25 protein-coding genes are annotated in these 25,059 nt (G+C 50.2%); 14 read left to right on the forward strand and 11 right to left on the reverse strand.

The annotated features are described in order from the left end of the window. Nucleotides 1-70 precede the first annotated feature (70 nt). Complete coding sequence (gene secA / locus KSO86_RS06325; protein ID WP_216379141.1) at nt 71-2,881, forward strand: preprotein translocase subunit SecA; 2,811 nt, start codon at nt 71-73, stop codon at nt 2,879-2,881. A 74-nt stretch (nt 2,882-2,955) separates the two neighbouring features. Here secA and KSO86_RS06330 read toward each other — a convergent pair whose 3' ends face one another. Further along, nucleotides 2,956-3,471, reverse strand: coding sequence for an Rv3235 family protein (locus KSO86_RS06330; RefSeq protein WP_216379142.1), 516 nt, complete (start codon nt 3,469-3,471; stop codon nt 2,956-2,958). A gap of 62 nt (nt 3,472-3,533) precedes the next feature. Further along, a complete protein-coding gene (locus KSO86_RS06335) occupies nt 3,534-3,959 on the reverse strand; it encodes a LysM peptidoglycan-binding domain-containing protein (RefSeq protein ID WP_216379143.1) in 426 nt (141 codons plus the stop codon). Nucleotides 3,960-4,298: 339 nt separating this feature from the next. Between KSO86_RS06335 and KSO86_RS06340 the strand changes: the two genes are divergently transcribed. Further along, entirely contained in the window at nt 4,299-4,853 is a 555-nt protein-coding gene (locus KSO86_RS06340; RefSeq protein WP_216431956.1) for a hypothetical protein, read from the forward strand. A gap of 16 nt (nt 4,854-4,869) precedes the next feature. Here the strand turns inward: KSO86_RS06340 and KSO86_RS06345 are convergent, their stop codons facing one another. Continuing rightward, complete coding sequence (locus tag KSO86_RS06345) at nt 4,870-5,082, reverse strand: helix-turn-helix domain-containing protein (RefSeq protein ID WP_216379145.1); 213 nt, start codon at nt 5,080-5,082, stop codon at nt 4,870-4,872. A 164-nt stretch (nt 5,083-5,246) separates the two neighbouring features. Here KSO86_RS06345 and KSO86_RS06350 point away from each other — a divergent pair, with 164 nt between their 5' ends. The 3 genes from KSO86_RS06350 to KSO86_RS06360 are packed head-to-tail and all read left to right on the forward strand — an operon-like array spanning nt 5,247 to nt 7,410. Further along, the gene (locus tag KSO86_RS06350) at nt 5,247-5,780 is read left to right on the forward strand and encodes a hypothetical protein (RefSeq protein ID WP_216379146.1); all 534 of its coding nucleotides are present in this window, start codon (nt 5,247-5,249) and stop codon (nt 5,778-5,780) included. Continuing rightward, nucleotides 5,777-6,973 (forward strand): CpaE/TadZ family protein, encoded by a 1,197-nt coding sequence (locus KSO86_RS06355; RefSeq protein ID WP_216379147.1) that lies wholly within the window; start codon nt 5,777-5,779, stop codon nt 6,971-6,973. Before KSO86_RS06350 ends, KSO86_RS06355 begins: the two co-directional genes overlap by 4 nt. After that, the gene (locus KSO86_RS06360) at nt 6,952-7,410 is read left to right on the forward strand and encodes a DUF6912 family protein (RefSeq protein ID WP_216379148.1); all 459 of its coding nucleotides are present in this window, start codon (nt 6,952-6,954) and stop codon (nt 7,408-7,410) included. The genes KSO86_RS06355 and KSO86_RS06360 overlap by 22 nt, the downstream gene beginning before the upstream one ends. On the opposite strand, the gene KSO86_RS06365 is transcribed toward KSO86_RS06360, so the two are convergent. Beyond that, nucleotides 7,407-10,472: an AAA family ATPase gene (locus KSO86_RS06365; protein WP_216379149.1), complete on the reverse strand. Its 3,066-nt coding sequence runs from the start codon at nt 10,470-10,472 to the stop codon at nt 7,407-7,409. The genes KSO86_RS06360 and KSO86_RS06365 overlap by 4 nt on opposite strands. A gap of 1 nt (nt 10,473) precedes the next feature. Further along, entirely contained in the window at nt 10,474-11,652 is a 1,179-nt protein-coding gene (locus KSO86_RS06370; RefSeq protein ID WP_216379150.1) for an exonuclease SbcCD subunit D, read from the reverse strand. A gap of 101 nt (nt 11,653-11,753) precedes the next feature. Between KSO86_RS06370 and KSO86_RS06375 the strand changes: the two genes are divergently transcribed. After that, nucleotides 11,754-13,244, forward strand: coding sequence for a PAS domain-containing protein (locus KSO86_RS06375; RefSeq protein ID WP_216379151.1), 1,491 nt, complete (start codon nt 11,754-11,756; stop codon nt 13,242-13,244). Between the two features lie 67 nt (nt 13,245-13,311). Here KSO86_RS06375 and KSO86_RS06380 read toward each other — a convergent pair whose 3' ends face one another. From KSO86_RS06380 to KSO86_RS06400, 5 genes are all read right to left on the reverse strand, one after another. Beyond that, nucleotides 13,312-14,607 carry a hypothetical protein gene (locus KSO86_RS06380; protein ID WP_216379152.1) on the reverse strand — a complete coding sequence of 432 codons (1,296 nt, stop codon included), beginning with the start codon at nt 14,605-14,607 and terminating at the stop codon, nt 13,312-13,314. Between the two features lie 4 nt (nt 14,608-14,611). Next, on the reverse strand, nt 14,612-15,637 hold the full coding sequence (gene rsgA, locus KSO86_RS06385) for a ribosome small subunit-dependent GTPase A (RefSeq protein ID WP_216379153.1): 1,026 nt from the start codon (nt 15,635-15,637) through the stop codon (nt 14,612-14,614). A gap of 6 nt (nt 15,638-15,643) precedes the next feature. After that, nucleotides 15,644-16,993: a 3-phosphoshikimate 1-carboxyvinyltransferase gene (aroA, locus tag KSO86_RS06390; protein ID WP_253280602.1), complete on the reverse strand. Its 1,350-nt coding sequence runs from the start codon at nt 16,991-16,993 to the stop codon at nt 15,644-15,646. Between the two features lie 27 nt (nt 16,994-17,020). After that, nucleotides 17,021-17,533: a DoxX family protein gene (locus tag KSO86_RS06395; RefSeq protein WP_216379154.1), complete on the reverse strand. Its 513-nt coding sequence runs from the start codon at nt 17,531-17,533 to the stop codon at nt 17,021-17,023. 66 nt (nt 17,534-17,599) lie between these two features. Beyond that, a complete protein-coding gene (locus KSO86_RS06400; protein ID WP_216379155.1) occupies nt 17,600-18,358 on the reverse strand; it encodes a FadR/GntR family transcriptional regulator in 759 nt (252 codons plus the stop codon). Nucleotides 18,359-18,477: 119 nt separating this feature from the next. Here KSO86_RS06400 and KSO86_RS06405 point away from each other — a divergent pair, with 119 nt between their 5' ends. The 8 genes from KSO86_RS06405 to KSO86_RS06435 all read left to right on the forward strand — a co-directional run bounded on the left by KSO86_RS06405 (nt 18,478) and on the right by KSO86_RS06435 (nt 23,922). Then, nucleotides 18,478-19,398, forward strand: a complete 921-nt coding sequence (locus tag KSO86_RS06405) for an ROK family protein (RefSeq protein ID WP_216379156.1) — start codon at nt 18,478-18,480, stop codon at nt 19,396-19,398. Continuing rightward, nucleotides 19,398-20,069: an N-acetylmannosamine-6-phosphate 2-epimerase gene (locus tag KSO86_RS06410; protein WP_216379157.1), complete on the forward strand. Its 672-nt coding sequence runs from the start codon at nt 19,398-19,400 to the stop codon at nt 20,067-20,069. The genes KSO86_RS06405 and KSO86_RS06410 overlap by 1 nt, the downstream gene beginning before the upstream one ends. Nucleotides 20,070-20,108: 39 nt before the next feature. Further along, nucleotides 20,109-20,885 (forward strand): glucosamine-6-phosphate deaminase, encoded by a 777-nt coding sequence (locus KSO86_RS06415; RefSeq protein ID WP_216379158.1) that lies wholly within the window; start codon nt 20,109-20,111, stop codon nt 20,883-20,885. Beyond that, complete coding sequence (locus KSO86_RS06420) at nt 20,882-22,042, forward strand: N-acetylglucosamine-6-phosphate deacetylase (RefSeq protein ID WP_216379159.1); 1,161 nt, start codon at nt 20,882-20,884, stop codon at nt 22,040-22,042. Before KSO86_RS06415 ends, KSO86_RS06420 begins: the two co-directional genes overlap by 4 nt. Before the next feature lie 113 nt (nt 22,043-22,155). Next, a complete protein-coding gene (locus tag KSO86_RS06425; protein ID WP_216379160.1) occupies nt 22,156-22,764 on the forward strand; it encodes a sigma-70 family RNA polymerase sigma factor in 609 nt (202 codons plus the stop codon). Further along, nucleotides 22,761-23,042: a hypothetical protein gene (locus tag KSO86_RS06430; RefSeq protein ID WP_216379161.1), complete on the forward strand. Its 282-nt coding sequence runs from the start codon at nt 22,761-22,763 to the stop codon at nt 23,040-23,042. Before KSO86_RS06425 ends, KSO86_RS06430 begins: the two co-directional genes overlap by 4 nt. A 119-nt stretch (nt 23,043-23,161) precedes the next feature. Next, complete coding sequence (locus KSO86_RS08755) at nt 23,162-23,236, forward strand: 50S ribosomal protein bL37 (RefSeq protein ID WP_372443439.1); 75 nt, start codon at nt 23,162-23,164, stop codon at nt 23,234-23,236. A gap of 104 nt (nt 23,237-23,340) precedes the next feature. Then, the gene (locus KSO86_RS06435) at nt 23,341-23,922 is read left to right on the forward strand and encodes a P-loop NTPase family protein (protein ID WP_216379162.1); all 582 of its coding nucleotides are present in this window, start codon (nt 23,341-23,343) and stop codon (nt 23,920-23,922) included. Nucleotides 23,923-24,077: 155 nt separating this feature from the next. Here the strand turns inward: KSO86_RS06435 and KSO86_RS06440 are convergent, their stop codons facing one another. Next, nucleotides 24,078-25,043 (reverse strand): SPFH domain-containing protein, encoded by a 966-nt coding sequence (locus tag KSO86_RS06440; RefSeq protein WP_216379163.1) that lies wholly within the window; start codon nt 25,041-25,043, stop codon nt 24,078-24,080. Between the last annotated feature and the right edge of the window lie 16 nt (nt 25,044-25,059).

Genomic DNA, 25,059 nt, shown 5'->3' on the forward strand with positions numbered 1-25,059 from the left:
CCGGTAAAACAGAGTAAAATAGTGTGCAGTATATGCGCTAATCACAGCGCCCAGAACCAAGGAGTCGCACGTGCGTAATCTTCTCAATAAGCTTCTTCGAGCCGGTGAAGGCCGAATCCTTAAGAAGCTGAATGCTATTACCCAGCAAGTAAACTTGCTCGAGGATGTCTACAAAGACATGACTGACGATGAACTCAAAGCCGTCACCGGTGAGCTTCGGGAACGGTTAGCGCAAGGTGAGACTCTTGATGAGCTGATGCCGGATGCATTCGCAGCAGTACGTGAGGCTTCGGTGCGTACCCTCGGTCAGCGTCACTATGATGTGCAGATTATGGGTGGCGCGGCTCTCCACTTGGGAAACATTGCCGAAATGAAAACCGGTGAAGGTAAAACCTTGGTGGCGACGCTGGCTTCGTACTTGAATGCTTTGTCGGGAGATGGCGTCCACGTCGTGACCGTCAATGACTATTTGGCGTCTTATCAGTCGGAACTCATGGGACGTGTCTTCCGGTTCCTAGGGATGACGACCGGCTGTATTCTGGAAGGTCAGACTCCGCAGCAGCGTCGTGAGCAGTATGCCGCTGATATTACCTATGGAACGAACAACCAGTTTGGTTTCGATTATTTGCGCGACAACATGGCGATGGATGAAAGCGAAATGGTTCAGCGTGGCCATAACTTTGCTATCGTCGACGAAGTTGATTCGATTCTTATTGATGAGGCACGTACTCCGTTGATTATTTCGGGTCAGGCCGACGGCGATGCCAACCGCTGGTATGTTGCGTTTGCTGACGCAGTGGGCAAGATGCGTCGGGATACTGATTACGAGGTTGATGAGAAGAAGCGCAACGCGGGTATTCTTGAACCAGGTATTGACAAGGTAGAGGATCTGCTCGGTATTGATAACCTCTACGAGTCTGTTAATACCCCGCTTATTGGCTACTTAAACAATGCTATTAAGGCCAAGGAACTGTTCCATCGCGACAAAGATTATATTGTGCGTGATGGTGAGGTGCTTATCGTTGATGAGCATACTGGCCGTGTTTTGCCTGGACGTCGATACAACGACGGTATGCACCAGGCGATTGAAGCTAAAGAAGGTGTGGAGATCAAGGCCGAAAATCAGACTTTGGCTTCCATTACTTTGCAGAACTACTTCCGCATGTACAACAAGCTTTCGGGCATGACGGGTACGGCAGAGACCGAAGCTGAGGAGTTTGCTTCAACGTACGATATTGGTGTGGTGCCTATCCCAACCAATAAGCCAGTTGCACGGGTGGATCATCGCGATATCGTTTATGCGACCTCGGAACTGAAATTCGCAGCGATTGTTGAGGATATTAAGGAACGTTATGCCAAGGGGCAGCCGGTCTTGGTTGGTACTGCCTCGGTTGAGCATTCGGAACTGTTATCTAGTCTGCTGAAGAAAGCTCATATTCCGCACGAAGTACTGAATGCTAAACAGCATGAGCGAGAAGCTTCGGTTGTGGCGATGGCAGGACGCAAGCACGCGATCACTGTGGCAACGAACATGGCTGGTCGTGGTACCGACATCATGCTCGGTGGTAACGCTGAGCATATTGCGTTGGAAATGATGGGCAAGCTCGGTCTTGACCCGGAAGAAAATACAGAAGAGTACGAAGAGCGCTGGCCAGAAATACTTCAGGCGGCAAAGGACCAAGTTGCTGCAGAACATGATGAAGTAACCGAGCTTGGTGGTTTGTATGTTCTTGGTTCAGAACGCCACGAATCACGCCGTATTGATAACCAGTTGCGTGGTCGTGCAGGACGTCAGGGCGATCCGGGTGAATCTCGATTCTATCTTTCTCTTGACGATGATCTGTTGCGTCTTTTCGGCTCCACAATTGTTAATACGCTACGTAACTCGGCTCAAGACGAACCGCTTGATTTTAAGATGATGGCGAACGCTATTCAAAAAGCCCAGGCACAACTTGATGGCCGTAATGCGGAACAGCGTAAGAATGTGCTCAAGTACGACGACGTTATGAATGATCAGCGAACTGTTGTTTATACTGAGCGCCGGCGTATTTTGGCTGGAGACGATGTAGAAAACCAGATCCAGTCGTTCATGGACTTTGTTATTAACGATATCGTTTCAGCTAATACTGAGGGCTCTCCCGATGATTGGGATTTGGACATGTTGTGGGCGGATATGCGTCGCTACTACAAGCCAAGCTTTACTCCTGCTGAATTCATCGAAGAGCATGGTGACCAGAAGCTGTTAACTGCCGATGTGGTTCGAGAAGAGTTCGAACAAGATATTCATGCATTGTATGAAGAACGTGAAGAAGAACTCGGAGATGAGCAGATGAGACTCATCGAACGTCAGGTCTTGTTGCAGACCTTGGATCGCAACTGGCGTGAGCACTTGTACGAGATGGATTATCTGAAGGAAGGCATTGGCTTGCGGGCCATGGCTCAACGTAATCCGCTTGTTGAATACAAGCAAGAAGGTTACCAGATGTTCCAGTCCATGAATGACCAGATCCGCGGTGAAACAGTAACATTCCTGATGGGATTTGAGTTGCCTTCGGAACGTCTTGCACGTGAAGCAGCTGAGGCTGCTGAAGTGATGGCTGGTCAAGAATCACTGATGAATGCTCAAGCCGTGTCGCGTGCTGCCGCAGCGGCAGCTGCTTCCAAATCAGAAGCGACGAAAGCGGCTACCGAGAAGATTCTTGGTTTGAAGCGTCCAACAACAGCTACAAAGATGACATACACATCCTCGGCGAAGGATGGATCTGGCCAAGCTCGGGCGACTAATGCTCAAGGTCGTGAAGTGCATGGACAAACAACAGCAGGCTCTGGTGAGCCACATATGAATCGTGCACAGCGCCGGGCAGCTAAGAAAAAGAAGTAAGCCGCATTAAGCCTAGGTGGTGGGGCATACAGAGTCGTCTGTATGCCCCACCACTGTTATGTTGACAGTGAGTATCAGGCGATTTCTAAAGCGGTAACAATCCAGTGATCTCGATGTATTTCTAGGCGTAATGCCACTGCTCTTATTCGAAAACCGTCGTGGACAACAACTGAGACTTCGGCGATGCGTCGCCGTGGATGATTTACATGTACGCGGCGTATGACCGGGCGCGATGTTTGCGGTGCCGGTCCGTGTAGTCGTTGATTTAGTCCTGCTCTGCAAACCAGTGCACGATATACCCCGGAAGCAAGCCACGATTGGAGCTGACGGACAGGACGATGACCGTGTAATACTTCAATTGCCTGACCTACTATTCGTGCGGAGAAGGTTGTGGCAGGAACGATGTCCGCAGGCAGTGGGCGGTCGAGAGCAAAGCGATCGTCGTCGTCATAATCGATAGGTTGCTGGGTTTGTACGAAAATGGACAGCCGATCGTACGGTTCTTCTGGAGAAGAGATCGGCAGCTGATGGGAGAGGTGCTGATCGTCTGAAAGTATAGGTGACAGTGCTGGACGTGTAGTGGTATTCACTGTCGTGAAGCGTGGGGACTCGTAGCTTACCGCTGAAGTGTGTAGGACGCTGGACATGAGGTTTACTTTCGGAACGTGGGAAGCTGGAAATGCTGGCCAGGGTGAATTATGTTGGGATCCGCAATAAGGTCTTTATTCTCTTCCCATAAATTGGTTGCAATCTGAGTAATTGAAACATTTGGGTACTGTGGAGAGATCTCTTTCGCAATTGACCAAAGGCTATCGCCGGGCTGCACTGTTATGCCGGGCTGTCCTGTTACGTGGGGCTGTGCTGTTACGTTTGTATCGAGCACTGCTGGTTTGAGGTGAACCCGGCGAAGTGATACTGGGGTATGGTGTACAGCTTGAACGCCGTATTCATATGTTTCTATGTTTGGCGAATGATCGCTTACCGAGCTTGCATATGCTGGTGCTGGATACATGAGTACGGCCGCGAGCGCTAAGCGGCGAGCTCTAGGTGAACCATACCGTGAAACGAATTGTAACATGTGGCGGTATTGCCCATTTTCACCCACATCTAGCAATAAATACGATAAACTATTCCATAGGAATATAAGCGTCAAACAACATAACCCGAACAATTCTAATGTTGTATTGGTGGACGGGTTAGGTTGGCTGGACCAAAGTCGGAAGGCTGCATAGCCGGATAAATATCCTGCGCCTCCGAGAATAAAACCCTTAACCATCATCTAATCCTCTATTTAATGATGTTTGATTACGTTTAATATTCTTTAGCTGAATTTAAGGAGACGGAATAGGGTATACCCGGCTAGGTTTCTGTGGATAAAAATAAAAGCTAGAAGCCGTAAGTATTTAGACTGTAATTTATGACATGGCAGACGGAAATCGAAAGAATCGGAGCTCGGATTCGATCTGAGCATCGAGAGGCCTTATTCGAAGAAGCAGATGATTTTTCTCAGGCTGAACATGCCAGCGTATATTTGAGCCAAAGAATACGTGGCTCACTTGGGAAGTATGTGAATTTTTATGTTGGCGATCGCGAGTTATCGGGGATGTTGATCGACTCTGGAGCGGACTGGTTTACCTATCGGTCTCAACTGGGAGTAGAGATAGTATCGCTTAATCATGTGTGGCAGCTCAGCGGACTCAGTCTCGCAGTATCCGACGATTCACGGTATGTCCCGACGCTAAACTCAATATTGCGGCGGTTAATAGGTTCGCACATCGTGGTCAATCGTTGTAGAAAGTCTCTGTCTGGCGAATTGTTGGCAGTTGGGTGCGACTATATCGTTATTTTGCCGTCCGCGTCTGTGCAGGCGGCAGGCTATGAGATGTCTACGGTGAATGGAGAGTCTGCAACAGAAATTTATATGCCGATTAAGCACATTTCCACCGTCAGTAGCAGACGGGGAATCGGTTAATAAAAAATGGTGTTAGTTAGTCATCAAACTCGTTGGCATTGATCTTGATTCTAGCTTTCTCATAACCGGCTTGAATATAGTCTTCGACAGCTTGTTCGGAAATACGCCATTGGCCTCGTCCGCCAACCTGAATAGCTGCGAGTTCACCGTTTTTAATAAGTGTTCGCACTTGCCCTGCTGAGACGCTCAGGTTCTCGGCAACGTCTGCGATTGTAAGAAATTTTTGCATATACATATTTTCCCACGACTTCGCTCTTGTCGCAGAACTTTATCCCCAGGTTTGGGACCTGTGGATAACTTTAATGCCGATTTGATACTTTTTGAGAAGATATGTGCATGGTTTCGCTACAAAAATTTTCGCAACGTGTAAGAGATCCACGTTTGCTTTTAGGTATGGTATTAATTCTAGGCGGTGGCGTAGCAGGAGCTGCTTTGGCTGGCACATCTACGACAGTTCTAGTGCCGCAGGCTATTGAGAATATTGCTGTGGGAAGTGATCTTCATACAGATAGTTTTAGGCTCGTGGAAGTCCCGCAGAATATTGCTGAGAGTTATGTGCATGGGATGTCCATCCCACTAGAGAGCCGTGCACAACGATCGATTGCTACGGGTGAATTGCTTTCTACTAAAACATTAAGTAGGAAGAAAAGTGGGGCAGTATTGGCGTTGCCACTTGTGCTCCCGATCCCATCGAATATGAAAGCTGGAGATCAGGTGACGATATGGAGCGTTCCGCGAAGTAAGGAAGGCAATAGCGAGGTTGTGGCTCAGCAGGCCACCTTTGTGAAAGCTAGAGAGAACCGAGCACTGACGGACGGGAAAGTTACGGTAGAAGTTCGAGTGTCACGTGGTGGAGTAGCAAATATTATTGATTCTTTAAGTCATGGGGACAGTTTTGTCATTGTTGATTCGAGTGATGAACAATGAGCGTTCTACTTTGTTTGCCATCTGAGCTTGACTCTGCAGTTTTGGCCCAATTAGCAGAGACAAGCCAAACTCATTTGATTGCACGACGATGTGCCGATCTAGTAGAAGTATTAGCAGGTGCTCGCGCGCGAGTTGCTCAGATGGCCATTGTTTCTGAAGACCTCGACGGTTTAGATATGACGGCAATAGCTGAGCTTCGTCAGTATGTTGCAGTGGCGCTTGTCGCTGGTAGTCGTTCGTCGTGCGATAGCGATGCGAGACGATATTTGAGCAATGTCGATGTTCTTTCCCCGCTACCACATGAGATCGCCAACCGCATTAGAGAAACCAAAGGTCTAGGAAAGCCCTCAGTTGTCTCCGATGATGTATTTGTAAGCAGTAGACAGTCTTCGCATGGAGTACTAACAGTGTTCTGGGGACCAGCAGGGTCCCATGGGCGGTCTGCACTTGTCCGTGATTGTAGTGTGCTTCTATCTGAACGTCATCGCGTTTTGGCATGTGACGGTGATAACTTTTCGCCATCGTTGGCTCAGTTGTTCGACGTCGAAGAAAGCTCGGGACTTATTGGCGTGGCGAGAATGATCGATCAAGGCCGCAAAGTGGATATTGATGGGATGCTTTCAGCTTTGTCGCCAATGTTTGGAAACGTTAGTTTGTTAGCAGGCATGAATACGGGTCAGAGGTGGCGTGAGATATCGCGGTTTGTGGCAGACCGGCTGTGGTCAGTTCTGTGCGCAGAATTCGAATGTGTTGTAGTAGATAGTGCCGGGGGACTAGATGATAGAGCAGAACGTCTTGACCGGTGGAGTTTAACTCGATCTGTCGTCGATCAGGCAGATATTCGCCTGCATGTTGCTACTGCTACACCAATCGGTTTGCGCAGGCTAATTGAACATTGGGATGCGTTGTCGGAGGCACATGTTGAGCATGAAGCTGTTGTCCTGACCTCGCTGAGGTCAACTGCTTTAGGTCCACGTCCGTTATTTCAGGCGCAAAACGTTCTACGGGAAGTAGGAATAGGAGATATTCCTATTTTCGGTATACGTGATGATAGGAATAGGCTGGACAAGGTGCTGATTCAAGGTAGCTCAATGCCTGTTTCTTTCCCGAAAAGTGGGTATTCTCGTGATGTTGCCCGGGTTTGTTCCTGGATTGAGGCTAGAATGCAGGTATGCGCATCTACATTCCAATGATTTTCAGCGAGCTACTAGCTGACCATGTTTCCCCACGTCGTGTCCATGCAGTGACGTCGGCGTTACGAGCGTCGGTGCCACATGAGGATAACGAATCATACGAATATATAGCAACGCTAGCTGCAGCAGACGATTCGTTGCGGCTGCTGAATAACTACCCGGATGAACGCCGCCGACGAATAGTTGCCGTAGCCGAGGTTCCAGATGGCAGTCTTCTTCCTGCATCTAAGCCAGATCTACCAACTGAAATCGATTTAGACGTGCAGGTATTTTGGAAGAACGTGGAATCGTTCCATATTGATGCGCCTGGCTCAGAGGAACTTGTTCAGCGTGCTATCGAGGGCGATGAAGATGCATTCCTAGCGACAGGCGACATCGAATTACTATGGTTCGATATTAGCGAACGCAACCGTCTAGGCCGTGATGGCTTAGACTAGCTAATAATGCTTAGTGTAGATCCCTGACCTTTCGTTGGCTTGATACGAACCTGATTGGGGATTCGGGACTTAAGCTCTTCGACGTGCGAAATAATGCCGACCTTACGGCCGTCCCGAGCTAGTTCTGTTAAGGTGCTCATTACTTCATCAAGTACTTCGCCGGATAAAGTTCCAAATCCTTCGTCAATCATGAGGGTATCTATTCGGATCCCGCCATTTTCTTGTTGGACTACATCAGTTAGGCCTAAGGCAAGTGAAAGCGCAGTATAGAATGTCTCTCCACCGGATAGGCTACGTGTTGACCGGATATCGCTTTCTCCTTCGCCGTGCGCATCGTAATCAATAACAGATATACCAAGGCCTGTTTTGCGTTCTTTTTCAGCTCCTTCAGATCGCACTAGTTGATAACGACCGCGCGAGAAACGAGCAAGATATTCGTTAGCATGATCGATCACCATATCGAAGCGACGCATTAAGACCCATACGTGTAGGCTGACGTTGGTATGTGAAGCTTTACCTGCTTGAGCGAGCTGGTCCAATCGAGCTATTGGACCGGAATTATTCACTTCAGTTGCCCAGTGCTGGTATGCCTTTGTTACTGCGATTTGAGCACGCTGTGCAGTGTTAACTGCATCGTTAGCCAGTGCTGAGGCTTGAGTGGCTTCGTGATGGTTCTCTTGTGCTAGCCTAAAACGTTCTTCGGCCGACTCTATATCAATTTTCTCATCCCCAGTTAGACTAGCAATCTCTGGAGCGTTGAGCTGGGTGGTGACATAAGCCCATGCTGAATCGAAGGAACTGACGCGATCTGTTAGCAAATCTAGTTGATCTGGTTCGATAAACGCTTCTTGCGCTTCGTTTTGACAGAGTTCAGCTTCTAGGAGTGCTTCTTCTAGGAGTTCTTTAGACTGCCGGAATTTCGATAACAATAAAGCATAATCATGCAGCTCCTGATGAGCATCTGATAGGTGTGTTATGTGTGTCTTAGCATCGGTAATGAGTTCGCTGATGCTATCGGCTTCGCCTTGTGCGCGAGATATTTCTTCGCGATCATGGTGTTGGCTTTCTTGTTCCTTTGCCAATGATTCATTGAGCGTGACTAGTGTAGATTTCAGTTCTGTGAGCTCGGTAAAACTCTCTTCGCGTTCACTTCGTAGCTGAGTGATTCTTTCTGTCAGCTCCTTGGCGCGCTGTTGAGCTAGCATAGCAACATTTCGCTGCTTGTCTAAATCAGCCAGCTGACCGGAGATTTGCTCACCGTCTATATCGCCAATCTGCGTTTGTAGTGTTTCGCATCGTGCTTGTAGAGCAGCGAGCTTGGTTTTGGACTCGTCTACGTTATTGCGTGCAATGTCTAACTCGTGTTGTGCTGATTTCACATCAGACTTATCGACATGAATTGCAGTGGCTTGCGCCGGGTGTGGATGCTCTAACGATCCGCACACTGGGCAGGGAAGACCCTCTGCTAAATCCAAGGATAATATTGCTGCCTGAGAAGCAATCCAGCGGTTATTGACATCTTGGAAGTGTTGGTTGGTGACAGAAAATGATGTGAGAAGATCAGAGTGCTTTTCCGTTGCTTGAGATACTCCATCTTGTGTTTGCGTCAATGCTTCTAGAGCTTGAGATATGCCATTAAGCTTATCGATATCTTGAATAATCTTCGGTAACGTGAGTGCACTAGATTGAGCCTGTTCAAGTTCGGTTTCAGCTTGAGCTATCTGGTCCGGAAGCTCGCTGTATTTGGAACTAATTTTGTCTATAGCGTTAGTGAGCTTGTCACGCTTTGCTAAGGACTGTTTGATGTTTTCTTCCCGAGCGCGGACATTGTTACTAAGTGCATCTGCCTGTTGCAAATGCACAACTCGTTCGCGATACTCCTCGAGTTGGGATTCAATGTTTTGCGTTGTTTCCTCAAAGGACAGCAATGCTAAATCGGTGGTATCTGATGTTCCATAAATAACTAAAGATGAGTCGATTTTGGACAGCGCAGAACTGACGCTTTCTTGTTGCTGATGAACATCGTCTTTAAGATGATGGAGTACCTTCAGACGCTCCATTGGCACCACTGCGCGATGATGTTGAGCAATACGTTTTTTGTCTTCCTCAATCTCGAAACGCTGTTTGTCGAGTTTATCTTTCTGCACTATATAATCGGCGCGTTTCTGGAGATTTTCGGAACGTCTTTTTTCATCAGCAAGAGCTGTTGTTGCATCTTCGAGTTCTTTCACCCGATGAGTGAGATTTTCTTGTGTGGCAACTTGAGTGACACGTAGTTCTTGATCTCGTTGGTCTAGAAACTCTAGCAATCGAGCATCATCAGGTTCAGTGAGGCTATCAACTAAGTCTTGTATGACGTGTTCCCACTGTGAAACGGCAGAATTGCCAGACCATGTTGCCACCGCTTGTGAAATAGCAAGTCTCGCTTTGTCGATCCGCTGTGTTGAGTCCAGCGCTTGCTGATGTAAAGCTTGGGAAAAATCTCGATACGGGCGGGTGTTAAAAAGTGTTTCCAGAAGATGAGACCGGTCTTCGGACTTCAGACGCAGAAAATCTGCGAACTGGCCCTGTGGCAGAACAACAGTTTGAACAAACTGTTCCCGGGTTAATCCTAAGATAGTGGTCAGCTCAGTTCCGACCTCGCGAGCTCCGGTAGCGAGAACTTCACCGTTACTCCATTGGCCTTCTTCTATAGCTGTTTCGGAGAGCCGAATTAAATTTGCTTTTTCTGAGACTTGAGTTGTGCCCCCACCACGCTTTGGTTTATCCCAACGGGGCATCCGTTCGATTCGATAGGTTCCGGAACTGACCGTAAAAACGAGCTCTACGCGCGATGGTTTTGTTTCCTCAGCGTGCGTAGAACGGATTCGGTTATAGTCTGAATTCGCCCCTGCCGGGTTGCCGTAAAGTGCAAAAACTATGGCATCTATGAGGGACGATTTCCCTGATCCGGTTGGGCCTTCGAGCAGGAATAATCCGCCAGCGGTAAGAGCGTCAAGATCGATTTCATGGTGTCCGCCAAAAGGGCCAACGCCGTCAATAACTAAGCGACGAAACAACATATCAGTTTTCTCCCTTGGTTAGATTTTCCCACTGCGAAATAATTAAGTCCCGTTCGTTAGCATGTAGTTCACGGCCACCAGCGCTGGTGAAAAATTCGGTTAACACATCAATCGGCCGAGTGCGAGAGAGCGATATTTCTTGTGTCTGTATGTGGTGTAGCGGAATATCGTGATGAGCTTCAAGTAGATGCGGGAAACGTTGGCGAAGCCGGGCAACCATTCGAGGTGGACGATCAATATCGGTGACGTAAACTCGAACAAAATGATTACGGTAGCCGGTAAATTGTTCTGATAAAAGTTCTTCAAATTTACCGCGAATAGTTGCCAACGGGCGATAGATAGGTGCTGGTACAAGCTCAATTTCCGGAGTATCGCCTGGCTTATCAATCGTGACAATCACAGCGGATTTATGGTGGTGCTCCTCCGAAAAAGAGAAGGCGATAGGGGAACCCGCATAACGCATTAACGGTTTTTCGCTCACTTGTTGTGGTCCGTGCAAATGCCCAAGTGCAACGTAATCGATCATTGATTTTCCATCAACGCTGACATCGAAAACTGCGCTGGGAACACTATCAACACCACCGATATGCAAATCGCGTTCGGAATCTGATGGTTCACCACCTACAACGAACTCATGAGCCATCACAACGCGCGGAACATCAACATCTGGATGAGCCACAATATCCTCACGGACTAGCCCCATAGCTGCGCTAACAACCGCTTCATGACTGCGCGCCAATGGTTTTTCAGAATCAGCCGCTAACCGTACACGATCAACATCCGGTTCTAAATAGGGCAATGCATACACTTGCCCTACGAGCCCGCCATCGCGACAAATATCAATTGGCTTACCTGATAGCCGTGGATCTGATGCAATAACAACTTCGTCTTTCAACAATCCTGCAGTGAATCCGAGCCGAGTGGGCGCATCGTGATTGCCAGGGGTAAGAATGACCGTCGTGTATTGAGAAAGCCGCTGTAAGGTTTCCGATAATACCTGGACCATAGAAACAGGCGGAATTCCACGGTCAAATACATCGCCGGCAATAAGCACTGCGTCTAGGCTGCGTGTGCGTGCCAATTCCACGACGTGATCACACCACAAAATAAATGCATCGTATAAATCCGCGCCATGTAGAGTACGGCCTAAATGCCAGTCAGATGTATGTAAAAACTTCATGTCTACAGTCTAGCGAGCACCTCCCACATAGTTTCTGGTGCGCCCTAAAATTTGGGGTCCGAACAGCGCCGAGCATACCCGTCGGTTAGCAAACTGGTAAAATGAAAACTTGTCAGGCTTTGGCATCGCCGTCGTTCCTCAAGGAGATTTACGTGAAACCTGAACCTACTGGAGAAATCCAAAACGTCGCTCCACACGAACTGTTCTTTTCCACTACGGACTCAAAAGGCGTTATCAAACTTTCGAACGACGTCTTTGCCCGGCTATCACGTTACGACGTCGATCAGTTGCATGGCGCACCGCATAACATCGTTCGCCACCCAGATATGCCTGCCTCTGTTTTTAAACTAGTATGGGACAATCTCGAAACAGGCAAGCCATTCGCGGCGTATATGCTCAACTTAGCTGGTGATGGATCCGAATACGATGTGTTTGCAACTATCACTCCGTTGCCTGGTGGTGGATACTTATCCGTGCGTGCCCGGCCCATGCGCGAGGACGTTTTCGCGCAGATTCGTGGCGTCTATGCTCGCGTACTTGACCACGAAAAGTCCCTGATCGACGGCGGACTCAACCGTCGGCAAGCCGCCGAAGCCGCCGTACCATTTCTAGCACAGGCACTCAGTGAAATCGGAATCGAATCATATGAAGATTTCCAAACCCGTTCGTTACCAGAAGAAGTCGCCATCAGAGAAGCTGCCGGTGCGAAATTCCCGCAACGTGACGGGGACTCCCAACTTCATGACATGCTCCTCGCCGTCCACAACGAGCACGACACGTTGGATACGTGGATGCGTCACCAAGACGAACTTGTGCGGATGAGTGAGCGGCTGACCGCCGTCGTTGAACATGTACGTAACGACATGGAGAAAATGTCTGCAGTGTCGCATGAGTTCACACAACTCGGCGAAGGTAATCCAGCACTAGCCACAACCCTTGAACCATTGTTGGTGTGGAACCGGATGCAAGGTGTTACCCGGACATACCTCAACTCATTAATCTCTAAGATCACTGCACTGAATTCGCATATTGCGCAGACCCGATTCCATATAGCACTATCGCGTTTGCACTCCGATATGTGTGGCATTTTCATTGCGGAACTGATCGACACTGGATACGACGCTAAGATCGGCGTCCCAGGCTTAGCCCCCGGATTTGTGACGCGCGAAGTGTTCGATGTTGCCAAGAATGAAACACCAGAAGAACGCGAGATACGTGAGCGGCTAGAATCCTTAGAAATGCTCAGTTCCGTCTTGATGGCTGACGTCGAGACAATTCAGAAGGACGCCCAAACCTACCAAGAATTTGCTGCAGACATCGCCAAATACATGGACCGCGTACTCCATGCGATTTCGATTCCGCGTCAGCTACTCGAACTTTGGCAAATGTCGGCTAGTGAAGTAACAATGCCAGAGATCATGGAGTCGGCTGACGCTACAGTCTCGCAAGCAATTGATCATGCTCACGTCTCTCACGAACGCCTGACTACTTTCCAAGGTGACCTCATCGAGGCTAACGGTACTGAGAACTTTGATGCACTGTCTCGCATCGTGTTAGAAATCCACGCAAAAGTGCTGATCATGCAGGGGTGACGTACAAAATCACGAGATCCGACACGGTAGTGCGCTATACAGCTCTATCGTGCTGATATTCGAGATTTTATCCGGCATCAACAGACGTTGGAGCATCCTGCTTACGGACGAATGTGAGCATATGGCTTTCTTCGTCATACCGATAGACTGCCTCTTGCACAATTCCGTCAATCGAATCGTCACCGTCTAAACCCTGCCCGATAATGGCATAAATCGCGTCATCGATGTAGAAAATCTCAGGCGTTGAATAGCCCGGTAATACAGTGTCCAGTGCAACGTTCTGGTATGTGATTCCACGATCGGAAGTGACGTAAATAGTAGGCTCTTCTCCCGCATATCCAATGAAACCGTTATCAGCTGATAGCCATGTCGCTAGGGAAAGATGAGGCGGGAAATCGCGGAAAAGGGGCTGTGATGCCCAGCGAGAAAATTTGGTTTTTGCATCGCTTCGCCAAGAGACATAATAATCCGATCCGCCGGTGCGCTCTTGGGCGAACGTGGCAATCACGTTGCCTTCGGTATAGGAAAGGAAACAGGGAGCAGAATAACCAGAACCGATATCTGTTGTTGCCCACGTAGCTCCCGAATCAGTAGAAAAGATCAAGGACACCTTATCCTCATTGAAACCAATAAAACCGGTAAAGTCCGGGGAGATAACGTACGAACCGCGCGTTAAACTCGTGCTGTGAGAACCGTTGGTAGTGCGGGTAACGGCATCATATGCGCCTGGAACCTCTATCCATGTTTTACCGAAATCGTAGCTGACGCTCAGCGTGTGGTCTGCTATGCGGTAGGTGTTGGCAACAGTGGTGTCTGGGAGCTTTTCGGCTGGAATGGGATCGGCGAGAAGCTCCGGGTTCGTCATAATATCGTATCGGGCTGGCAACATCATATCCGTAATAACATGAACGTTTTTATCGCGATTGAGATAGATTACCCAATCGCCGTGGAGTGCTCCATCGTTATCTTTGCGAAGTAAATAATCGGTATTTTTAGAGAACTGTTCGACCGCAGAAAAACGGGGACGAAGCGTAACGTCAAGGTGGAAAACCTGAGAGCCGTCAGGATTAATTGGAGGCGACAGCTCCTTAATTGAGTTCACTGATCCGTTACTTAGCTGAAAAGACGGGGCAACGAAGAACGACGAATGCTCAGTCGTCCATCGGTGGAACCATGCAGCCATGTGTTGAGTAGTCACACGTTGCGGACTGGAAGATGTTTCGGTTTTGTCTTCAGCGACATGAAACACGGATTGCCCAACGATAGGGGATTCCTGATAGCGTGCCCAAGAGATGCCAAAAGACGCAACAATAACTCCTATTAAAACCGCCCCGATGGCATACAACCGACGACGCGTAAGCATAGTCTCACCACTCTTTCTTCCCACGCGAAGCTAGGAGCCGCCTGAAGGATTCCACTCGAGTTGCCAGCATCGAACCGGGCTCAACGAATTCTGGATCATCCAGTGCACACTCGATCACGCCGTCTTCGTGGGTACATCCACGCGGACAGTTGGCGGCAATCTCTTCTAAATCAGGGAATCCGCGCAGCAAACCGTCAGGGGTAACGTGTGCTAACCCAAATGTGCGCACTCCGGGGGTATCAATAACAGTTCCATTGCCAAGGTAATCGAATGCCATCGCCGACGTCGAGGTGTGCCGGCCGCGGCCAGTCACCTCGTTAACGTGTCCAGTTTCTCGGGTGGCTTGCGGAATCAGCGCGTTGATTAACGTTGACTTGCCCACCCCGGAATGGCCAACCAATACCGAGACACGACCAGCTAGCTCCTCGCGCAGGCGAGCTAAACCGTCGTCGGACTCAGCGTCGTCGACCACGCTGGTAACCACAATATCTAAACCCATCGGTTCGTAGATTGCACGTAACTCGTCTGCCGGCGCCAAATCAGATTTGGTCAGCACTAAAATAACGTCCATGCCAGCGTCATAGGCGGCAACCACACACCGGTCAATCATGCCCGTGCGTGGTTCTGGTTGAGCTAACGCAGCTACGATGACCAACTGATTCGCGTTGGCAACGATAATACGTTCGTTTCCAGCGGCTTCACCTTCTTCACCCACACGGCGTAGCACGGTTTGGCGTTCATCAACTTCGGCAATGCGTGCCAGCGTATCTTTTCGGCCGGACAAATCACCAACCATCGCACATATATCGCCGACGACGATTCCGCGCCGGCCTAGTTCACGCGCTTTTACCGCCACAACGTTCGTGCCGTCTTCCAGCATTCGTACATGGTAGCGTCCCCGATCAACGCGGTAGACGCGTCCGCGTGGCGCTGCCGAATAGTCTGGACGAATTTTAGTGCGTGGGCGTGAAGGCTTACCCGGACGTACTTTTACCCGGTAATCATCAGTACCAATATCGCGTCTACTCACCTATGCTCATCCATTCGTGACCATTGTTTCCCACATGCTGACAAATTGCGGGAATGTTTTTGCCGTTGTTTCCATATTAGCAACTCGAATGCCGGGAACACGTAATCCAAGAATTGCGCCGAATGTTGCCATCCGGTGATCGGCGTATGAATCGAGGTCTGTGCCGTGGAGCGCTCGCGGATGCCCGTTAATGATCAGGTCATCTGTGGTGGCGGTTGCGGAAATACCGAGTTTACTCAACTCTTTGGTAATGGCCTGTAGCCGGTCTGTTTCATGTCCGCGCAGGTGTCCGATATTGGATAAGCGGCTTTGCCCATCTGCGAATGCACATATTGCAGCAATAGTTGGGACGAGTTCGCCGACGTCGTGCATATCAACCGAAAGCGGCCTGATAATGGCCGGTCCGTGACATGTGAGGTTACCGGGGGATTTCTCAGCGAATGTTGCGCCGGCGCGGTGAAGTAACGCGAGGTAGGCCGTGCCTGGTTGTTGTGAGTAAGCTGGCCAGTTTTCTATTGTGACAGTCCCGCCTGCGACCATCGCGGCTGCGAGGAATGGGCCGGCATTTGAAAGATCAGGTTCGATTGTAACGTCGTGGGGGAGGATGATCCGAGAAGAATCCGGTGGTTGAATTGCCCACGATCCGTCACTGACGACGACGTCGATCCCGCAGCTTTGCAGCACGCGAACCGTCATCTCCACATGGGGAGCTGACGGCAGTTCGTGATGTGCAAGATGGATGGTGAGTCCATTTTTCATGAGTGGGGCAGCCAACAACAAGGCTGAAATATATTGTGAAGATGCCCGTGCATCAACTGTAACTGTACCGCCGGGAAGCTGGCCTTTCCCGTGAATAGTTAGCGGGAAGCCGGCCGGATTGGCTGACTGCGAAGCGATGGAAACGCCAAGCTCGCCTAGTGCTGTAACAAGTCCGCCGATGGGACGATGGCGCGCATTATCGGAACAATCAACCGTCACCGTGCCGTGTGCCATTGCGGTCAATGGCAAAATAAAACGCATGACGGTGCCAGACTGACCGGCGTTAATTTGTACCCCGCCACGAATGATGAGCTCTCCAGCACTGTTACGCGGAAATGGTTTTATGACGCAAGCGTCGAGATTCCAATGCACGCGAGCACCAAGCTGTGCCAGTGCGCGGCCCATTGCCCGGGTGTCGGCTGAGTCGAGAGCACCGATAAGGCGAGTTGTCTGGGTACTTATTGCCGCTAGTAGCATCCAGCGTGCAGTTAGTGATTTAGAACCGGGTAGTCGAACCGTGCTAGACATATGCGCAGACGGTGGCAAAGCCGGAGCCTGCCACCAGGCTACGTCACGACATTCAGATATTTTATTCATGAGCGAATACTCATGAAGCCTCGCGACCTAGCGTCCTGCCGATAATTGATCGAAACGCTGGGAAGCGTTTTCAACGGCACGCTCACTTAGCCGAGCCGCACGCCAGCCCACCGATGGTTTACCAGAACGGTCCATAGAAGCGATGAGGGCACCACCGATGAGTCCAGCTGCAGCTAACAATCCGGAAACATCCTTCTTGCGCTCTGTGTAAGATTTATTCTCCCACACCGGGTTATTTGCCAGTGCAAGTGGGATTTGGGTTAATCCCAAAATGAGAGCGGTAGAACGTGGAGCACGGGAACGAGCAAGCTGGGCACCGGCAACGGTGACCACAGCACCGCACGAACGAGTCAGAAGGTCAAGAGTGTCATCAGTTGGTTCGCTGATACCGAGTTTACGATCAATTCCGCACTTTTGAGCTAATCCCCAAAGCTTGCGCGCTGGCGCACGATGTCCTTGAGGCTTAGTTAAAGCATCGAGCCCAGCAACAATGAACGGAGCTGCGAGTAATGGACGAGCAAGTTTATTTACAATAGCCATGCTTACAGCTTACCGTCCACGTCCACCATAGTCTGGCGAACAGCGAAAATTGCGCTGAAAATGAAGTTACAGGTCAATAATTCTAGCCAGTGGCCCGTAGTGTGCATCAACTGCCCGCTTGTAGGCTTCCACATCGCCAGCTTCGGCTGCCTCCAACATGTCGCGGTGGGCATGCGCGGTGGCAGTCAATTCATCTGTTGCCGGTGCCTCAAGACCGGGGATGAATGCTTGATGCACAAGCCACATCGCGCTCATCAGCTGCGAAATAAGCGAATCCCCAGCGAACTCGGTCAGGGCTTCGTGAAAGGCGATGTCTTCATCGAGGTATGTCTGACCGTGAGTTGCATGCTCGACCATCGCATCAACAAGCGCGTGGAGTTTCGGATTATGCGTGCCAGTAAAATGCGTGACGACGTCGTCGGCAATGCCCAAGTCTAAAACTTTCCGGGTAGCAACAACCTGCCGCAAGCTAGCTTTTCCTGATGTTTGATCGAGAGCGTTACGCAAAATCAACGTCTGAATCAATGGTTCGAGCGACATTGCTCCAACGAAAGAACCACGACCTTGTTGTACGGTGACTATATCAAGTGCAGCGAGCTGGCGGAGAGCCTCGCGCACCGAAGAACGAGAAACTCCTAGATCTGCGCACAACTCTGCTTCGGTAGGAAGCGGATCGCCTGGCTTCAATCGATGGTTGAGAATGTAACCTTTAATGGCGTCCATAGTGGCGGTTGAGCGCATAACGGTACCGATCATCGTGTTTTCGTTCGATGACGGAGTACTGTATTTATCGAGAATCGCTTGCAATGATTTGTCTGACAACATAGGCTTAATTGTAACGAACACAAGGCAACGTTGCCCTGTTATTTAACAGAATGTGCTAACAAGTTTAGCGCATTGTGTTGGAACGGTGTGTAATGTGACGAGGAAGTACAGGAGCAAAGGTGGTTCTTCTTTCTTTAGATATTGGCGGAACCAAAGTTGGCTGGGCCATTGTTACCGGACAACCAGACTCGTTATCAGTAGCAGAACGTGGGTCAATCCCAACTCAAGCTTTTGACGGCGGTCCACGAGTAGCTCAGCGCATCGGTGAGTTAGCAGCCGAACTTGTCTCCCGGTACGACGTCGACGGCGTAGCTGTAGCATCAGCCGGCGTAGTAGATCCAGAAACTGGTGCAATTGTCTCAGCAACTGGCACCATGCCAGGGTGGGGTGGAACGCCGTTGGGACTCATGCTTCGTGAACTAACCAGTAAGCCCGTTTGGGTTATTAATGATGTTCACGCTCATGGGCTAGGTGAGTCACTCCTAGGCTCTGGCCGCGGATTCAGATCCGTTCTGGCATGCGCGGTGGGCACGGGAATTGGCGGTGCACATATTGTTGATGGCCATATTGTATTCGGGGATCATAACTTAGCTGGCCATTTCGGCCATATTCACCACCACTATGCCGCCGGGCATCCGTGTTCATGTGGGCGTGAAGGCCATATCGAAGCCATTTGCTCAGGCTCAGGAATAACTGACTGGTTTAATTCGCGTGCCGACGGGATAACCGTAGCTAATGGGCGCGAACTCCAAGACTTAGCTGAAAGTGGAAACGAATTAGCCATTGCCACCTTCGCGGAGTCCGGATATGCCCTCGGTGAGGTGCTTGGTTCCTTAGCCAACGCGATTGACCCCTCCGTCGTCGTCCTTTCTGGATCAATGACAAAATCCGGGGACCTGTGGTGGAAAGAAGTGCGGCGCGGATATCGTGCTAGTGCTATGGATTTCGTTGCGGGCCTTGAGCTACGCAACGGTGAATTAGGATCAGACGCCCCATTATTCGGCGCCGCCCTCTATTACTATTCAAGGGAGAATTACTGATGAATCAGCTCATCGAATCGTTACGGGGCACTGTTATTGTTTCAGTGCAGGCCTATCCTGGTGAACCGTTGCGTCACCCCGAAACCATGGCACAGATGGCACGGGCAGCTGAACTAGGCGGAACCTCTGCAATCCGGTGTCAAGGTTTAGCAGATATTTCGGCAATTAAAGGCCGGGTAAAACTTCCAATTATTGGTTTGTGGAAAGAAGGCGATGAAGGTGTCTACATTACCCCAACATTGCGCCATGCCCGCGCCTGCTCCATGGCAGGTGCTGACATTGTTGCCATTGACGCAACGGGTCGGCCTCGTCCAGACGGATTAACCTACGCCCAAACCATTGCTGAGCTGAAAAAAGACGGAATCTTGACCATGGCAGACTGCGGGTCGTTCGAAGATGCTCAGCGTGCGGTAGAAGCTGGTACTGACATCATCTCAACCACGCTCGCCGGCTACACGGGAGATCGTCCGAAAACTGATGGTCCAGATTTTGAACTCCTTGCTCAGATGGTTTCGGCCTTCCCGGATATGCCAGTCATCTGCGAGGGACGGATCCACACCCCAGACCAAGCACGACAGGTCCTCGAAGCAGGTGCGTTTGCCGCCGTCGTCGGAACTGCCATTACTCACCCAACCTCGATCACATCCTGGTTCATCAACGCAACAAAATAATATTTCACTCAATTACTGCACAACTGAAAGAAGACGAATATGTACGTCGGTATTTTTAAAGATGAAGAAACGCTGGCAAAAGCAGCTGCGGAATATGTCATGACCAAGCTCAACGAATCCGATCGAAAAGTCGTTGGAGTAGCAACCGGGTCAACGCCACTGCCACTGTATAGGGAATTGCGCGATGCGCACGCTGCCGGCACTTTCTCGCTCGAAGGTTTCAAGGCTTTTGCACTCGATGAGTACATTGGCATTGACCCTGAGCATCCAGAGCGTTACCGCAATGTGTTGCGTACCCAGCTCGTTGGTGATGAGCGTACCGGCTTGCGCGAAGAAGATCTCAACACGCCAGATGGCTCTGCGGAAGACCCATATGCGGCTGCTCAGGCATACGACAAGGCAATCAAGGAATCGGGTGGTATCGTCGTTCAGATTCTGGGCATCGGTTCCGACGGGCACATCGGCTTCAATGAGCCGGGCGGCGCATTAACTTCCCGTACGCACGTCGAAGCGTTGACGGCTCAAACCCGTGAAGATAACGCTCGTTTCTTCGATGATGACCTCTCGAAGGTTCCTACTCGATGCATCACCCAAGGTCTTGGCACAATCATGGAATGTGGCGTTCCATTGCTGATTGCTACCGGCGCTGGCAAAGCGGACGCAGTCCGCGAGCTCGTTGAAGGCGGCGTCTCGGCAAAGTGGCCAGCAACAATTTTGCAGATGCACCAAGAAGCTGTGGTTTTCTTAGACGAAGCCGCCGCAGCCAAGCTTGAATTGAAGGACTTCTACATGGAACGTTGGGAGTCGCTACGATGAGCATCTTTGAAGGCAAGGTTCTAAACGGTCAAGGTGAACTTGTTGGCGCCGGTTTGGAAGTGGACGACGACGGCGTCCTCGTCCGCGTCCTACCAGTAGGGGAGACACTACCTGCCGGCTGGATTACGCCGGGTCTGATTGATATTCACAACCACGGTGGTGGCGGAGCTTCGTTCCCAGATGAGACTGACCTTGAGGGCGTCTACACGGCGATTGAGGCACACCGACGCATGGGCACTACCGCAATGATTGCGTCGACCGTATCCATGGTTGATCCGTTACCAGCCATCAAGAATCTGGTGAAAGCGTGCGAAGCCGGCGAATTGCTGGGTATTCACATGGAAGGCCCGTATATCTCCCCGCACAAGTGCGGCGCCCAGAATCCGGCTGCAGTGCGCAACCCAGATTTGGCCGAATTGCGTACATGGTTGGAAGCTGGCAAGGGCTGGATCAAAACTATGACAATTGCACCGGAAGTTGATAACGCTTTTGAGGCAGCATGCCTGCTACTTGATTTTGGTGCGTTGCCTTCGTGGGGTCACACCAGCGGGACGACGGCGCAGGCACGCGAGTTGATTGCCCGTACTGCTGAATACGGTCGTGCTAAGGGAATCGACGTACCGCAAACAGCCACCCATTTGTTTAACGCTATGCCAACGCTTGCTCATCGTGAGCCAGGTCCGGTGCGCGAACTGATTTCGTCAGCGTGCCGCGGTGAAACTGTTGTTGAGCTTGTGGCAGACACGATTCACGTGCATCCTGATCTAGCGGCCGATGTGGTTCGAGTGATCGAAAACTCTGGTCAAATGAATGGCGTTGTGTTTGTGACCGATGCAATGGCTGGTGCAGGAATGCCAGATGGTGATTACGTGCTCGGCTCGCTGGCAGTCACTATCGTGGATGGGGTTGCCCGGTTAACTGATGGTGGCGCTATCGCTGGTGGTACGGCACGGCTAGCTGAAGAAATTCAGCGCATGGTGGGCGGCGGCCATTTGAGCATGGAATCCGCTGTCCGTTGTTGCGTGGCTGGACCAGTTCGTGCGCTCGCGTTACGTGGTGACGAGCCAGGTGTGACGGTTGATTTTGTTGAGGGCGAGAAACCAAACTTTGTGGCGTTTGATGGCGACCTCAATATGGTGCATTATCAGCGCGCATAGTACTCTTACTGTAAAACGGGTTATCGGCACTTTAGTGTGTTGATAACCCGTTTTTCTTATCGCGGGGACTGTGATGCGAATTGGATTGGCGTTCTACGGTAAACTATCTCCTGATGAACGATGTAGTCTCAGTCCAAGATCGTAAGCTGTTATCGCACCAATTCGAGGAGCAGGCGTTGCCACTTCTCGATCAGTTGTATGGTGCCGCACTTCGTCTAACTCGCAACCCGCAAGATGCAGAAGATCTGGTGCAAGAAACGTATGCGAAAGCTTTTGCGGCGTTTCATCAGTTTAAGCAGGGGACTAACCTAAAAGCATGGTTGTACCGCATCCTCAACAATGCTTTTATTTCGAACTATCGTAAGGCTCAACGTCGTCCTAAAGAGGCCGATTCGGATCAAGTAGAAGATTGGCAAGAGTTTGCGGCCGCTAGCCATGATTCGCGTGGCATGATGTCGGCAGAAGCTGAGGCCTTAGAAAACATGCCGGATTCAGAGATCAAAGAAGCTCTGGAACAGCTGTCTGATGATCGGCGTGCAGTTGTTTATTTGGCTGATATTGAAGGATTCTCGTACCAAGAGATAGCCGATATTGTTGGAGTTCCTATCGGGACTGTTATGTCGCGGCTTCATCGGGGGAGAACTCAGCTCAGAGAGATTCTCCGTGACTATGCCCATGGGTTGGGGTATAAAGTGAAGCAGAAGGCTAAGGAGACAAAATGAAACGTTTCGATGAATTATTGGCGCAACTAGATGAGTGTCACTGTGCTGATATCGAATGTGATTGCTCCGAAGTCCTCACACACTTATTTGAATTAGTTGATGCAGGTATGCCAACAAGTCAAGCTGAGCGGCTTCTGCAACATAGCGCGGCGTGTGATCACTGTGGTGAAGCAATACGGAGCGAAATACGGGTACGGCTGGCGTTACAGCGGTCATGCCACGGAGATATTGCTCCGGCCGAATTACGTGCCAAAATTGTTCAGGTGATCTGTGGATAACGTCGTCGTTTGGGCGTGAGTCGTTACATCATGTATAGATGTGACGGGATGAGTTATTACCCGGTACAATATAGTCTTGTCGTGCCGTAAAAATACGGCCGAAGGTTAAGGAGTACACAATGTCGAAGCGTTCGCGTAAGCGCCGTGACCGCAAGAAGCGCGGTTCTAACCACGGCAAGCGTCCCAACACCTGATTTTGGGTCCGAAGCTTGAGGATCACAGATCCGAATAAAAGAGGGCGACTTTTAGTCGCTCTCTTTTATTTGTCATACGTTTGTACGAGAAAGGTGCGTATCCAATGCCAATAGCACATGAACATGAGATCGTGTCAGCTCGGCGAGTGCTGTTTTATGGTGTTACTGGAAGCGGAAAGTCAACGTTAGCTCGGGAATTTGCGCAACTCCGTCACTATCCGCTGTGTCTTGTTGACGAACAAATTGGTTTTGTGCCAGCTTCGGAAGCGGTATGGCAAAATCGGGACGAAAATGAGATGCGTGCGTTGGCAGATCAGTTCACGCAATTACCCGAATGGGTATGCGATTCAGCGTGGGGAAAATTCAAAGATGTCATTTTTTCGCGCGCAGATTTGTTAGTAGCTCTTGACTATCCGCGGTACGTCTCACTCTGGCGCTTGACTAAACGCTCAATTAAACGAGTGATTAGGCGCGAGCATGTATGCAATGGGAATATCGAAACGTGGAGACGTTTATTTAACTCCGAATCGATTATTCGTTGGCATTTCCTTTCGTTTTCACGAAAGCGCCAATGGATGCGAGAGCAGGAGAACAGGAGTACTGGGATACCTGTAGTGCGCCTTACGTCCCCGTCTGCTGCGGAGGCTTTTTTGGCGGCCGTCCGCGTTTCGGTAACTGACCGGTAGTGCCAGGGAGTCGGCCAGCTCTTCGTAACCCATCTCGAAGAATGACTTCAATTTGCGCATTAACTGAGCGCAAATCGTCCTCGGCCCAGCGGGCAACGGCATCGTGAACCGCTGGGTCGAGGCGTAACGAAATAGCTTTGCGGGGTGTCATAAGCTTACTGGTAAAGACCTCCAGCATTAATGACCGGTTGTGTCTGTCCATCAGAACACAGAACTACGAGTAGGTTGGATACCATTGCGGCCCGTCGTTCTGGATCAAGATCCACAATGCTTTTCTGTTCGAGCTGATCGAGTGCCATCTCAACCATGGAGACGGCGCCGTCAACGATTGTTTCGCGAGCATCCACGATTGCTGCAGCCTGCTGACGCTGTAGCATTGCTTGGGCGATTTCCGGGGCATAAGACAAGGACGAAATGCGGGTCTCCACGATTTCTAAGCCGGCAACGCTCACTCGCTCGGCAACTTCGTTAGCTAGTTCGATGCTGATATCTTCGGTTGATCCGCGCAGTGAGGAACGCCCATCAACTGGAAAGTCGTAAGGATGTTGAGTTGCTATATGGCGGAGTGCTGATTCAGATTGGGACTTAATGAAGTCCTCATAGTTTTCAACGGAGAACTGAGCCTTTGCGGTGTCTGCGACCTGCCAGACAACAATTGCAGCGATATTAATAGGGTTTCCAGAGTAGTCGTTAACCTTCGTCTCGTTGGTTTCAAAGTTGCGTACCCGCACTGAAACCTTTTTGCGATTGGTAAATGGGATGGTGTAGCTGAAACCAGTACTGCGAATTGTTCCCATATAGGTTCCAAAAAGTTGAATAACGCGCGATTCACCAGGGGAAACAATCGTGAAGCCAGTGAATAGAACAAATACCAGCAAAAAGACGACGCCGCATATGGCCATGACGATATTTGTCTGAGTGGTGGCAGTGCCATTATCTTGCGCAATAACACCTTGGATGAAGAACCATGAGGCGAGCCCGATAGCTGCCAAGATGCTGAAAAAGAGAAGGATCGTTCCAGCTGATCCTAGTGCCCATGCTTTCTTTTCTGTTATATCTACCCGAATGCCAGAGTGTCCGACTGGATCAGCGGCTACTGTGACTGGTGATGATGTGTCCATATAAAGTCCTAACCTC

It is taken from the genome of Arcanobacterium phocae, assembly GCF_018913465.1.
Classification (GTDB): domain Bacteria; phylum Actinomycetota; class Actinomycetes; order Actinomycetales; family Actinomycetaceae; genus Arcanobacterium; species Arcanobacterium phocae_A.

Coding starts and splice junctions, on each gene's coding strand:
- KSO86_RS06410 (WP_216379157.1), top strand. CDS start 19,398: ATGAATCAGCTCATCGAATCGTTACGGGGCACTGTTATTGTTTCAGTG.
- KSO86_RS06420 (WP_216379159.1), top strand. CDS start 20,882: ATGAGCATCTTTGAAGGCAAGGTTCTAAACGGTCAAGGTGAACTTGTT.
- KSO86_RS06395 (WP_216379154.1), bottom strand. CDS start 17,533: ATGGCTATTGTAAATAAACTTGCTCGTCCATTACTCGCAGCTCCGTTC.
- KSO86_RS06400 (WP_216379155.1), bottom strand. CDS start 18,358: ATGTTGTCAGACAAATCATTGCAAGCGATTCTCGATAAATACAGTACT.
- KSO86_RS06440 (WP_216379163.1), bottom strand. CDS start 25,043: ATGGACACATCATCACCAGTCACAGTAGCCGCTGATCCAGTCGGACAC.
- KSO86_RS06365 (WP_216379149.1), bottom strand. CDS start 10,472: ATGTTGTTTCGTCGCTTAGTTATTGACGGCGTTGGCCCTTTTGGCGGA.
- KSO86_RS06415 (WP_216379158.1), top strand. CDS start 20,109: ATGTACGTCGGTATTTTTAAAGATGAAGAAACGCTGGCAAAAGCAGCT.
- KSO86_RS06430 (WP_216379161.1), top strand. CDS start 22,761: ATGAAACGTTTCGATGAATTATTGGCGCAACTAGATGAGTGTCACTGT.
- KSO86_RS06425 (WP_216379160.1), top strand. CDS start 22,156: ATGAACGATGTAGTCTCAGTCCAAGATCGTAAGCTGTTATCGCACCAA.
- KSO86_RS06360 (WP_216379148.1), top strand. CDS start 6,952: ATGCGCATCTACATTCCAATGATTTTCAGCGAGCTACTAGCTGACCAT.
- KSO86_RS06355 (WP_216379147.1), top strand. CDS start 5,777: ATGAGCGTTCTACTTTGTTTGCCATCTGAGCTTGACTCTGCAGTTTTG.
- KSO86_RS06380 (WP_216379152.1), bottom strand. CDS start 14,607: ATGCTTACGCGTCGTCGGTTGTATGCCATCGGGGCGGTTTTAATAGGA.
- KSO86_RS06345 (WP_216379145.1), bottom strand. CDS start 5,082: ATGCAAAAATTTCTTACAATCGCAGACGTTGCCGAGAACCTGAGCGTC.
- KSO86_RS06435 (WP_216379162.1), top strand. CDS start 23,341: ATGCCAATAGCACATGAACATGAGATCGTGTCAGCTCGGCGAGTGCTG.
- KSO86_RS06340 (WP_216431956.1), top strand. CDS start 4,299: ATGACATGGCAGACGGAAATCGAAAGAATCGGAGCTCGGATTCGATCT.
- KSO86_RS06350 (WP_216379146.1), top strand. CDS start 5,247: ATGGTATTAATTCTAGGCGGTGGCGTAGCAGGAGCTGCTTTGGCTGGC.
- KSO86_RS06375 (WP_216379151.1), top strand. CDS start 11,754: ATGAAAACTTGTCAGGCTTTGGCATCGCCGTCGTTCCTCAAGGAGATT.
- aroA (WP_253280602.1), bottom strand. CDS start 16,993: ATGAATAAAATATCTGAATGTCGTGACGTAGCCTGGTGGCAGGCTCCG.
- KSO86_RS06370 (WP_216379150.1), bottom strand. CDS start 11,652: ATGAAGTTTTTACATACATCTGACTGGCATTTAGGCCGTACTCTACAT.
- KSO86_RS06335 (WP_216379143.1), bottom strand. CDS start 3,959: ATGTTACAATTCGTTTCACGGTATGGTTCACCTAGAGCTCGCCGCTTA.